Here is an 11256-nt window from a genome sequence, read left to right on the forward strand (position 1 = left end):
GCACCGGCACCGACGACGACCGCCTCGGCCCCCGCCGACCCCGCGGGGGTGCCCGCCACACGGGGTGCGGCGGAGGACGAGGTGACCGAGGACGTCGCCCCGGTCGACCCACCACCGCACCCGCCGACGCCCCGGCACACCCCGAACCTGCCCCACCCCGCGCACGAGGGCCGGTGACCATCCCGACGACCGTGGAGGACGAACCGTGCGGTTACCCGAACACCTGGCGTTGCTGGTCGCCGCGGAGACCGCGCTCGCCGACGCCTTCACCGAGGTGGCCGACGGGCACGCCGCCGAGCCCGACGTGGTGACCCTGGGCTCGCGGTTCGCGGACCTCGGCCGTGCCCACGTGCGCCGGCTGGAGCCCGTGGTGGCGTACTACGGCGAGGCGGTGCTCGGTGCCTCCCCGGTGGTCTCGACCCCGGGCGCCGAACTGCCCGCCGGGCCGCGTGGCGCGGGCGCGGGTCTGGTGTGGGACCTGCAGAACCTCGTCGTGCGCGCCGCCCTGGTGGAGATCACCTGGACGGCGGTGGGCCAGGCGGCCCAGGCACTGCGTGACCGGGAGCTGCTGTCGATCACCGACTCGTGTGTGGCCGACACCCGCTCGGCGGTGGCGTGGCTGCGGACCCGGATCGGACAGGCCGCTCCACAGGCGCTGATCGCGGCCGCGTGAGCACCCGGTCCGGGTCGGACCACGGGGCGCGACCCGGACCGGGAGCGGGAGGGGCCATGTCGGAGACACCGGACGGTGCCGGAGGCCTGCTCGGCGCGGCCGAACGCCGGTTCGGGCGGTTCGGCCGGGCCGGATACACGCTGGTCCTCAGTGCGGTGACACTCGGTGCGGTCGGCGCACTCGGCCTCGCGACGAACCAGCCGTACGTGTTCCCCAGCCTCGGGCCGACCGTGCTGCTGTTCTTCGAGTCACCGCTGCGCAGGTCGGCGAGTGCACTGTGCACGGTGGTCGGGCACGCCGTCGCCATGGCTGCGGGGGTCGGTGCGCTGTGGGCCTACGGGCTCACCGACACGCCGTCCGTGCTCACCCAGGGGCTGACCGTGCCGCGTGTCGCCGCAGCGGCCACGGCGGTGGGCCTGACCGCACTCGTGTTGCTCGCGGTGCGCTGTCCGCACCCACCCGCCGGGGCGACGACGTTGCTGATCTGCCTGGGCATGCTCACCACCGGCGCGGACCTGCTGACGATCGGGATCGGGGTCCTCCTCGTCACCGTGGTCGGGCTCGCGCTGAACCGGCTCCTGGGCGTGCCACAGGCGGTCGTCCCGCCCCGGGACCGGCGATGACCGTCCGGTTCGCGGTACCGGAGCGTCGACTCGCGGTGTTGGCGCGTCGACTCGCGGGCATGGAGTGGCGACTCGCGGGTATGGGGTGGCGACTCGGGGTTGTGGCAGAGTGGTGCTGATCATCGACGAGTGCCACCGCCAGTGACGAGGAGTCCCCACCGTGCCGGACGAGCGCCCTCCCTCGACCAGGATCGACACCACACGGCCAAGCATCGCCCGCGTCTACGACGCCGGGCTGGGTGGTAAGGACAACTACGCCGTGGACCGGCAGGTGATCGAGCAGGTCAACGCGATCGCGCAGCACCAGACCGAGGTGGCGTGGATGAACCGGTCCTTCCTGGTCCGCGTGGTCCGGTACCTGTCCGCGCAGGTGGGGATGGACCAGTTCCTCGACCTCGGCAGCGGGTTGCCGACGGTGCAGAACACCCACCAGGTCGCCCAGGCGCACCGTCCGGACGCGCGGGTGGTGTACGTGGACAACGACCCGGTGTGCAACGCGCACGGGCGTGCGCTGCTGGAGGAGAACGACCGGACGACCTTCGTGGAGGCCGACCTGACCGGGCCGAAGGAGCTGTTGGCCCACCCGGAGGTGACCGGCAATCTCGATCTGTCGAAGCCGCTGGTGCTGATGCAGATCGGCACGTTGCACCACGTCTCCGACGAGCAGGACCCGGCCGCGATCATGCGCGAGTACGTCGACGCGCTGCCGTCGGGCTCGTACGTGGCGATGACCCATTTCTGGGATCCGGGCGACGAGAACCCGGACCTGCACCGGGTCGCGGACGAGGCGCAGCGCCGGATGGGGGACGCCGGGATGGTCACCGGCTGGTTCCGCGGCCGTGAGGAGATCGCGACGATGTTCGGGGACCTGGAGCCGCTCCCGCCGGGACTGGTGGAGCTGCACGAGTGGTGGCCGGACGGCCCGGCGACCCGGGAGCTGTGGCCGGAGGAGCACCTCATGCTCGGCGGACTCGCCCACAAGCCGTGAATCCGGGACCGTGCGTTCCGCGCGCGGCCGGACTCATGGCAGGGTGACCGGTCACTGACCGTCGGTGATCGAAAGAAGAGTGAGCATGCGGGACGAGCGTCCACCGTCGGCCGAGCTGGACACCACGCGACCGAGTATCGCCCGGGTCTACGACGCCTTCCTGGGTGGCAAGGACAACTACGCCGTGGACAGGGCGGTCTACGAGCAGGTCAAAAAGGTCGTGCCGCATCAGGCCGAGGTCGGTTGGATGAACCGGGCCTTTCTCGTCCGCGTGGTGCGCTACCTCGCCGACGTGGTCGGAGTCGACCAGTTCCTCGACCTCGGCAGCGGGTTGCCGACGGTGCAGAACACCCACCAGGTCGCCCAGGCGCACCGTCCGGACGCCCGGGTGGTGTACGTGGACAACGACCCGGTGTGCAACGCGCACGGGCGCGCGCTGCTGGAGGAGAACGACCGCACGCACTTCGTCGAGGCCGACCTGACCGAGCCGAAGGCCCTGCTGGCGCATCCGGGAGTCACCGCGCATCTCGACCTGACGCGGCCGGTGGCGCTGATGCAGATCGGCACCCTGCACCACGTCTCCGACGAGCAGGACCCGGCCGCGATCATGCGGGAGTACGTCGACGCGCTGCCCTCGGGCTCGTACGTGACCCTGACCCACTTCTGGGACCCGGGCGACGAGGACCCCGAGTTGCACCGCCGTGCCGTGGAGCTGGAACGCACGGTGTGGGAGACCGGCATGGGCACGGGCTGGTGGCGCGGCCGGGACGCGATCGGGGCGCTGTTCGGGGGCCTGGAGCCGGTACCGCCGGGGCTGGTGGAGCTGCACGAGTGGTGGCCGGACGGCCCCGCCACGCGGGATCCGTGGCCGGAGGAACACCTCATGCTCGGCGGCCTCGCCCGCAAGCCCTGAGCGCGGATCCCCGCTGCGGCCCCGGCCGGGAATCCGCTCGCGGCCGGGCCTTCCCCGAACTACGCTCCGGTGGCATGTACCAGTTGTACCTCTGAGGTGAGCGCGCCGCCCATGGCCGTTCGTCCCGCAGGGCGAACGGCCATGGCGATCCTCCGCTGTTCGTCCTGTCGGCGAACAGCGAGACCGCCGTATCCAACCGCAGGGACAACTGGAGGTCCCATGGCCCATTTCCTCATGGTCGCCGTCGGCGCGCACGGCCACCTCAACCCGCATCTGCCCGTGCTCGCCGAGCTGGTGGAGCGCGGGCATCGCGTCACCGTCGCCGTACCCGCCCCGTTCGCCGACCTCGCCGCCACGTCCGGTGCCCGGCCGCTGGTCGTCTCCTCCGACCTGCCCGACGAGGCACGGGGTGAGCAGTGGCCGGAGGGCGGTGTCGAGGCCGTCGAACTGTTCCTCGACGAGGGGCGCGGCGTCCTCCCGCAACTGGAGCAGGCACTCGACGGGGACGTTCGTGGGCCCGGCACTCGACCACCGTGCCGCCCTGCGCGCCGAGGGCGGAGCCGCTGCGGCGGCGGATGTGGCCGAGGCACTACTCGATCGGGAGGACATTCCGTGCGGAAACTGACCTATCTCGTGGCGTCGACGATCGACGGCCGGATCACCGATCCGGGCGGCGGGAACCCCGACTTCTTCCTGGCCGAAGGCGACCATGCCGTGTCCCTCGTCGAGGAGTACCCCGAGATCGTTCCCAGCCACGTCCGCCCGCTGCTCGGGCTCACCGACGCGGGGAACACCCGGTTCGACACCGTGCTCCAGGGGCGGGGGAGTTACGAGATCGGCCTGCGCGAGGGCGTCACGAACGCCTACCGGCACCTGCGCAGCCTCGTGTTCTCCACGACGATGACGAAAAGTCCGGACCCGACGGTCGAGCTCGTGCGCGGCGATCCGGTCCCCGCGGTGCGTGAACTCAAGCGGGAGAACGGGGCGGGTATCTGGCTCTGCGGCGGCGGGAAACTCGCCGCGGCACTACGTTCCGAGATCGACGAGCTGATCGTCAAGCTACATCCCGTCGTGGTGGGGGACGGGATCCCGCTGTTCGACGGGGGGTTCGCCCCCGAGCGCTTCGACCTCGTCGACACGCGGGTGTTCCGCAGCGGTGTCCTGCACCTCACCTACCGGCGTGGTGGGTGAGGCGAAGCATCGACGCGCCCTACCCCGCCCGCACCGACGACGCCGACCGGGGCACCCGCTGACCGACGGCCCGGCGGGGGTTCTCGTCCGGCTCCACCGGGTCGTCCCGATCGGCGGGACCCCGCCACCCGCGACGTAGCCGGACAGACGAAGACCCGCCACGCGAATGCGTGGCGGGTCTTCTCACCGGTCAGCCGTCGCGGCGTCGGGTGTCCGGACCCCGGCCGCCCGGGCCTGGTCGCTCAGCGCCGGTCCGTCAGGGTGGGCAGCGCCTTCTGCGGGTCCGTGGCCTTCTTCGGCCGGTTGTGCGGCAGCAGGGCCAGCACCTTGGACATCGCGCAGGTGTTGCTCAGCGCGGCGAAGGTCAGGCCGCCGCCGACGAACCCGGCGATCCACTTCAGCGGCTCGAAGGCGATGCTGCTCAGCACGCCGGTGAGCACGAGCAGCCCGGCGGTCAGCCGCACCTGGCGCTCCATCGGCCACACGTTGCTGCCGCGCTCGACGGTCCCGCCGTCCTGCTCCCAGCGGGAGACACCGCCGGAGAGCACCCGCAGCTGCGTGGCACCCGAGGACTCCAGCAGGTTCCGCGCCTGCTCGGCACGCGCACCGGAGGCGCACGCGAGCACGATCGGCTCGTCGTGCCGCACGGTCAGGTTGTCCTGGGCGCGCAGCACGTCCAGCGGCAGGTTCACCGAGCCGGGGATGTGCACCGCCTCGAACTCGCCCGGGGTCCGCACGTCGATGACGCGCACCGGGGAGCCGTTGTCGAGCAGTTCCTTCAGGCCGGAGGTGTCCAGCGTGGTCGGAGATGCGGTGGTCGACATATGTTCCTTTCGTTCCCACAGGGGGACACCGCGGACGGGGGTGGTCCGCGGTGTCCGGTTCGGTCGGTCGTTCGGTCGGTCGGGGTCAGGACCCGTGGGTCAGCTCGACGCCGGAGTCGGCGGCGTTGCCGAACAGGTCGTCGATCAGGACGGCGTCGCGGCCCGCGCTCTCCAGCACGGAGGCGGCCGCCGCCGCGCGGTACCCGCTGCCGCAGTGCACCCAGACGGCGCCCGCGGGCAGCTCGTGGACGCGGTCCTTCAGCTCGTAGAGCGGGATGTGGGCCGCGTCGGTGACGTGCGCGGAGTTGAACTCGTTGTTCGTGCGCACATCGAGGACGACGTCCGGGTTCGGCAGGCCGTCGGCGCCGCCGTTCTTGCGGGCCTCGGCGAGGTCGACGAACGTGGCCGTCGGCAGCTGGGCCAGCTGTGCGCGGTCGGCCGCCAGCTCCTCCGGCGTGCCGGTGGCCGCGCCGGCGAACTCGTCGATGCCGATCCGGGCCAGCTCCCGCTGGGCGGTGGCCACCTGCTCGGAGGTCTCCCCGAGCAGGGTGATCGGGGCACCCCAGTCGATCATCCAGCCGAGCCAGGTCACCATCGGCCCGTCCAGGCCGAGGCTGATCGTGCCCGCGAGGTGCGAGCGCACGTACGCCTTGCGGGAGCGCAGGTCCACGACCCACTCCCCGGCCTCCAGCCTGCGCCGGAGCTCGTCCGGGTCGGCCTGGGTCGGCGCCCGCAGGTCGATCGGCGCGGGCCCCTGGGCGTTCTTCACGCCCATGTGTGCGTAGTAGGCCGGGTAGGCGTCGAGGCCGGAGAGGGTCTGCTCGACGAACTCGTCCCGGGCCAGGGTCAACGCCGGGTTGTTCTGCTGCTCGTCACCGATGGTGCCGGAGTCACCCTCGGCCTGGGTGGCCGAGCAGAAGCTGCCGAACCCGTGCGTCGGGTAGATGTGGGTGGCTTGCGGCAGCATGTCGGCGAGCTTGCGGGCGGAGGCGTGCTGGTGCCGGGCCAGCGGCTCGCTGTCGTCCTCGCTGACCAGGTCGGTCCGCCCGGTCGTGCCGTAGAGCAGGGAACCGCCGGTGAACACGGCCACCGGCCCCTCCGAGCCCTCCAGCACGTAGGACAGGTGGTGATAGGTGTGTCCCGGCGTCTTCACCGCCCGCACCCGCAGCCGGTCCGAGACGTCGACGACCTCATCGTCGGTGAGCCCGCGACGGTGGAACGGGACCTCGTCCTCGGCGGAGAGTGCGTACTCGGCGCCGGTCAGCCGGGACAGTTCCAGGCCGCCGGAGACGTAGTCGTTGTGTACGTGGGTCTCCAGCACCAACGCGATCCGCACACCGAGTCGTCCGGCGAGCGCGACCACCCGGTCGATGTCCCGCTGCGGGTCGACCACCACGGCGACGTCGCCGTCGGTGGCCAGGTAACTGCGGTCGCCCAGCGACGAGGTCTCCACGACCTCGACGGCCAGTCCGCCCGCGAGCTGATGCTGCTGCGCTGTCTGCGCGGTCATCATCCACGCCCTTTCTTCTCGTCTCGGCGCTTGTCCGTCTCGGCGCCGGGTCGGTTCCCGGGGTTGCCGTCTTCCTCGACTATACCCCCCGGGGTATCCGACGCATGTCGGTGTCCACCTATTCCCGGGCGCGATCCGTCAGGCCAGCGAGAGGAACAGTCGTTCGAGCTCCTGCTCGGTCATCTCGGGCTCGTCACCGTTCTCGCGGGCCTGTCCGCAGTACCGCATCCCGCTGGCGACGATCTTGAATCCCGCCCGGTCCAGCGCACGGGACACGGCGGCCAGTTGGGTGAGGACCTGGGCGCAGTCGCCACCCTCCTCCATCGCCTCGATCACTCCGGCCAGTTGGCCCTGCGCACGACGCAGGCGTGTGAGCGCGTCCCCGGTCAGTTCCGGCCTCAGCTCCATGGCAATCACCTCCGAATCAATCATACCCAAGGGGGTATGTGTTCTGCCTGCGAATCCCGGCATCCGGAACGCGACAACGCCCCGAGATGTTCCCCCGGCGTGGGGTGTAGCGTGATAGCAGATCCAGCGGTAGGGACACGAACTGGGGAGATCGGTGCCACGGAAGGTCGGTGAGATAATTAGGCTGATCGAGGAAGACGGGTGGTTCCTCGTCACGACTCGGGGTAGTCACCGTCAGTACAAGCATCCGACGAAGCCTGGGCGTGTGACCATTCCGGGCAAGGTGAGTCGGGACTTGTCGCCGGCGTTGGAGCGGAGCATCCTGAGGCAGGCGCGGCTGTGAGCGGAGGCAACGTGAGCGACTACGTCATTCTCGTCGAGCGGACAGGCGACGGCGGATACGGGGCGTGGGCGCCTGACCTGCCCGGTTGTGTCGCACTGGGGGACACCTACAGCGAGGTTGTCACCGCGATGGCCGACGCTGTGCGGCTGCACCTGGAAGGGCTCCGCGAGGACGGCATCGCGGCGCCTGAGCCGACCACCGTCGGAGCCACCACGATCGCGGCCTGACACGGCAAGCAGGGTCGCACACGTCCGGCAACAGGGCGCGGTGCCGGTCAGGGGCGCCCGTCGCCGAGGGTGTGGCGGAGGTCGGTGCGGATCTCCAGCAGGTGGGCGATCAGCGGGTCGGTGTCGACGGTGGCGAAGCGTGCGGTCGGCAGGGCCACGGACAGCGCCACGTGTCGGCCGTCCACGGTCCCGGCGGAGGCGCCGAGCGCGGTCACACCCGGCTCGCTCTCGTCGTGGTTGATGCCGTAGTGCGTGCGGCGCACCGTGGCGATCTCGCCGTGCAAGGTGGCCGCCGAGTCCGGTTCCCCGTGCGCGGCGGTGGCCAGCAGGGTGTCGACCTCGGCCGGGTCGAGGTCGGCGAGCATGGCCTTGCCGCCGGAGGTGCGGGCCGCGGGCATCCGCACGCCGGTGCGCAGGCCGACGCGTAACGGTCGGCGTCCCTCGATGCCGTCCAGGAAATGGACCTCGGCGCCCGTGCGGACCATCAGGTGCACGGTCTCGCCGACGGCGTCGAAGAGGCGTTCGAGGTACGGGCGCAGCCGTGCCGACAGCGGGCGGACGCCGTCCCGCTCCGTCAGCCCGAGCAGGGCCGGTCCGGGTGCGTACCGACGGCCCTCGGCGCGGACGGCGAACTCCCGGTGGCGCAGCGTGGACAACAGCCGGTGCGCCGTCGACGGGGTGACCCCCAGTGCGCGGCCCGCCTCGGTGACGCTCAGTTCGCCCTGCTCCGCCAGCAGTGTCAACAGGGTCAGTGCGCGGTCGACCGACTCCACGCGGTACGGCTCATCTTTCTGCTCCACAGAAAAACTGTATCGGCATCTTTGCGCGATGCAAAACACTGCCTAGGCTGCTGCGGCAGCACGGCGGTGCCGGGACGACCGTCCGCGGTGGCTGCCGACCAGGCTTGGAGGAGAAGGTCATGCCCACGGATCAAGTGATCATCGCCGGAGGCGGGATCGGTGGCCTCGGGGCGGCGGTGATGCTCGCCCAACGGGGGGTGCGGGTCCGGGTCCTCGAACGCGCGCCCGAGTTCGGCGAGGTGGGGGCGGGTCTGCAGCTCGCCCCGAACGTCACCCGGCTGCTCGACGAGGTCGGCGTACTGGAGAAGATCCTGCCGCTGTCCCTCGCGCCCAGCAGGCTGGTGTTCCGTAACGCCGCCAGCGGCGAGGAACTGACGCATCTCGACCTCGCCGACGCCCGCGAGCGCTACGGCGGGCCCTATCTGGTGCTGCACCGCAGTGACCTGCTGCGCGCCCTGCTCGAAGCGGCCGAGGCGGAGCCCGGGATCACCCTGCACACCGGCCACCACGTCAGCGGGGTGCAGGACCGGGGAGAGGACGTCGTCGTGCGCTGCGACAACGGTGCCGAGTTCACCGGCGAGCTGGTCGTCGGCGCCGACGGGCTGCACTCCACGCTGCGCGCCGAACTCGTCGACGACGAGCCGATCTGCTCCGGTTACGTGGCCTACCGGGGTGCGGTGCCCGTCGAGGACGTCGACCGGCGCTCGTCCCTGGACGACGTCGCGGTCTGGATGGGGCCCGGCCTGCACCTGGTGCAGTACCCGGTGCGCGCGGGCAAGCTCTACAACCAGGTCGCGGTGTTCCGCAGCCAGGAGTACCTCGACGGCAAGCAGGACTGGGGCACCCCCGAGGAGCTGGACCGCACCTACGCGGGCATGTGCGAGGGCGTGCGCGGGGCGATTCCGTCGCTGCGGCGGGACAACCGGTGGCCGATGTACGACCGCAGGCCGATCGGGACCTGGACCAAGGGCCGGATCACCCTGCTCGGCGACGCCGCGCACCCGATGCTGCAGTACCTCGCGCAGGGCGCGGGGCAGTCGCTGTTGGACGGGGTGGCGCTGGCCGGGCCGTTGTCCGGTCTCGGTGACGGGCCCTGGTCGGCCGGCGACCTGGCCCGGGCGCTGGAGGTCTACGAACGGGAGCGGGTCGAGTTCGCGGGCACGGTGCAGGAGCGCGCCCGGACCTGGGGCGACATCTGGCACGTGGACGACTACGTCTCCACCCTGTTGCGCGACGAGGTCTTCCGCAGCCGCGACATCCACGACTACCACCTCGTCGACTGGCTGTACCGCCCCGTGGACGAGCCGACCCTGCCCACCTCCACCACCCCTCCCGCGGGAGGTGTGTCGTGAAGGGCACTTTCCCTGCGCCACATGCAGTGAATGTGCCCCTCGCTGCGTCCCGCGCAGGGAATGTGCCCTTCACGGCAACCCCGGGACGGGCGGTACGGGGTGGACATGCAGCAGGCGCACTGTGACACCGAGGACGACGGAGGAGACGTTATGTCGGTGAACCCGGGTGAGGAGATCGACCACGACTCGGTCGACAACCGGATGACCGCGGAGGACAGCCCCGAGCTGGAGAAGCTCTACCGGGACTTCGACGACGAACACCTGGTTCCGCTGTGGACCCAGATCGGCGACCTGATGCCGATGACCCCGAAACCCCGGGCCGTGCCGCACGTGTGGCGGTGGTCGTCGCTCTACCCGCTCGCGCAGCAGGCGGGCGACCTGGTTCCGGTCGGGCGCGGTGGGGAACGCCGCGCGATCGCGCTGGCCAATCCCGGCCTCGACGGCAGCGCCTACGCCACCCCGACCCTGTGGGCGGCGATCCAGTACCTCGGGCCGCGGGAGACGGCCCCCGAACACCGGCACGCCCAGAACGCCTTCCGCTTCGTCGTGGAGGGCGAGGGGGTGTGGACGGTGGTCGACGGTGACCCGGTGCGGATGTCGCGCGGCGACTTCCTGCTCACCCCGGGCTGGCACTTCCACGGCCACCACAACGAGACCGACCGGCCGATGGCATGGCTGGACGGCCTGGACATCCCGTTCTCGCACTACACCGACGTGGGCTTCTTCGAGTTCGGCGCGGACCGGGTCACCGACTACTCCACACCGAACTTCTCCCGCAGCGAGCGCCTGTGGGCGCATCCCGGGTTGCGGCCGCTCTCCGGCCTGCGGAACACGGTGTCGTCCCCGATCGGCGCCTACCGCTGGGAGCACACCGACGCCGCGCTGACCCAGCAGCTGCTGCTGGAGGACGAGGGCCAGCCCGCCACGGTCGACCAGGGCCACGCCGCCGTGCGATTCGTCAACCCCACCACCGGCGGCGACGTCATGCCGACGATCCGCGCCGAGTTCCACCGCCTGCGCGCGGGCGCGGCCACCCCGGCCCGGCGGGAGGTCGGCTCCAGCGTGTTCCAGGTGTTCGAGGGGCGTGGTCAGGTCGTGCTGGACGGCGTCGAGCACCCGCTGGAGAAGGGCGACCTGTTCGTCGTGCCGTCCTGGGCCGAGTACTCGCTGCAGGGTGAGCAGCAGTTCGACCTGTTCCGCTTCTCCGACGCCCCGATCATGGAGCGTCTGCATTTCAACCGGATCCACACCGAAGGAGAGCAAGCATGAGGCTGGCGACCATCCGCCGGGGCGGCACGACCGCCGCCGTGCGCGTCGAGGGCACGACGGCCGTCGAGACCGGACACCCGGACGTCGGGGCGCTGTTGCGGGACGGCGACCTCGACGCGGCGGCCGCCGCCGACG

13 protein-coding genes are annotated in these 11256 nt (G+C 71.3%); 9 read left to right on the forward strand and 4 right to left on the reverse strand.

All coding sequences use genetic code 11. The features are described from left to right. Window positions 1-205: 205 nt before the first annotated feature. The 5 genes from ACTIR_RS0101085 (at window position 206) to ACTIR_RS0101105 (ending at window position 4388) form a co-directional block, all read left to right on the forward strand. Window positions 206-673, forward strand: a complete 468-nt coding sequence (locus ACTIR_RS0101085; RefSeq protein WP_026452900.1) for a hypothetical protein — start codon at window positions 206-208, stop codon at window positions 671-673. 56 nt (window positions 674-729) lie between these two features. After that, window positions 730-1296, forward strand: coding sequence for an HPP family protein (locus tag ACTIR_RS0101090; protein ID WP_026452901.1), 567 nt, complete (start codon window positions 730-732; stop codon window positions 1294-1296). 160 nt (window positions 1297-1456) lie between these two features. Then, window positions 1457-2284: an SAM-dependent methyltransferase gene (locus tag ACTIR_RS0101095; protein WP_026452902.1), complete on the forward strand. Its 828-nt coding sequence runs from the start codon at window positions 1457-1459 to the stop codon at window positions 2282-2284. An 85-nt stretch (window positions 2285-2369) separates the two neighbouring features. Then, window positions 2370-3197, forward strand: coding sequence for an SAM-dependent methyltransferase (locus ACTIR_RS0101100; RefSeq protein ID WP_026452903.1), 828 nt, complete (start codon window positions 2370-2372; stop codon window positions 3195-3197). A 612-nt stretch (window positions 3198-3809) separates the two neighbouring features. After that, the gene (locus ACTIR_RS0101105; protein ID WP_026452904.1) at window positions 3810-4388 is read left to right on the forward strand and encodes a dihydrofolate reductase family protein; all 579 of its coding nucleotides are present in this window, start codon (window positions 3810-3812) and stop codon (window positions 4386-4388) included. A gap of 242 nt (window positions 4389-4630) precedes the next feature. Here ACTIR_RS0101105 and ACTIR_RS0101110 read toward each other — a convergent pair whose 3' ends face one another. From ACTIR_RS0101110 to ACTIR_RS0101120, 3 genes are all read right to left on the reverse strand, one after another. Beyond that, a complete protein-coding gene (locus ACTIR_RS0101110; RefSeq protein WP_026452905.1) occupies window positions 4631-5212 on the reverse strand; it encodes a rhodanese-like domain-containing protein in 582 nt (193 codons plus the stop codon). 85 nt (window positions 5213-5297) lie between these two features. Further along, window positions 5298-6725, reverse strand: a complete 1428-nt coding sequence (locus ACTIR_RS0101115; protein WP_154663626.1) for an MBL fold metallo-hydrolase — start codon at window positions 6723-6725, stop codon at window positions 5298-5300. Between the two features lie 135 nt (window positions 6726-6860). Then, the gene (locus ACTIR_RS0101120) at window positions 6861-7130 is read right to left on the reverse strand and encodes a metal-sensitive transcriptional regulator (protein ID WP_026452907.1); all 270 of its coding nucleotides are present in this window, start codon (window positions 7128-7130) and stop codon (window positions 6861-6863) included. Window positions 7131-7284: 154 nt separating this feature from the next. Between ACTIR_RS0101120 and ACTIR_RS25065 the strand changes: the two genes are divergently transcribed. Next, a complete protein-coding gene (locus ACTIR_RS25065) occupies window positions 7285-7473 on the forward strand; it encodes a type II toxin-antitoxin system HicA family toxin (protein WP_084789264.1) in 189 nt (62 codons plus the stop codon). 11 nt (window positions 7474-7484) lie between these two features. Continuing rightward, complete coding sequence (locus ACTIR_RS0101125; protein ID WP_026452908.1) at window positions 7485-7700, forward strand: type II toxin-antitoxin system HicB family antitoxin; 216 nt, start codon at window positions 7485-7487, stop codon at window positions 7698-7700. 47 nt (window positions 7701-7747) lie between these two features. Here the strand turns inward: ACTIR_RS0101125 and ACTIR_RS0101130 are convergent, their stop codons facing one another. Further along, on the reverse strand, window positions 7748-8500 hold the full coding sequence (locus ACTIR_RS0101130) for an IclR family transcriptional regulator (RefSeq protein ID WP_026452909.1): 753 nt from the start codon (window positions 8498-8500) through the stop codon (window positions 7748-7750). A 119-nt stretch (window positions 8501-8619) separates the two neighbouring features. Here ACTIR_RS0101130 and ACTIR_RS0101135 point away from each other — a divergent pair, with 119 nt between their 5' ends. Further along, on the forward strand, window positions 8620-9852 hold the full coding sequence (locus ACTIR_RS0101135) for an FAD-dependent monooxygenase (protein ID WP_026452910.1): 1233 nt from the start codon (window positions 8620-8622) through the stop codon (window positions 9850-9852). Between the two features lie 150 nt (window positions 9853-10002). Then, window positions 10003-11121 carry a cupin domain-containing protein gene (locus tag ACTIR_RS0101140; protein WP_026452911.1) on the forward strand — a complete coding sequence of 373 codons (1119 nt, stop codon included), beginning with the start codon at window positions 10003-10005 and terminating at the stop codon, window positions 11119-11121. Window positions 11122-11256 lie beyond the last annotated feature (135 nt).

It is taken from the genome of Saccharomonospora iraqiensis subsp. iraqiensis (assembly GCF_000430445.1).
Taxonomy (GTDB): Bacteria; Actinomycetota; Actinomycetes; order Mycobacteriales; family Pseudonocardiaceae; genus Saccharomonospora; species Saccharomonospora iraqiensis.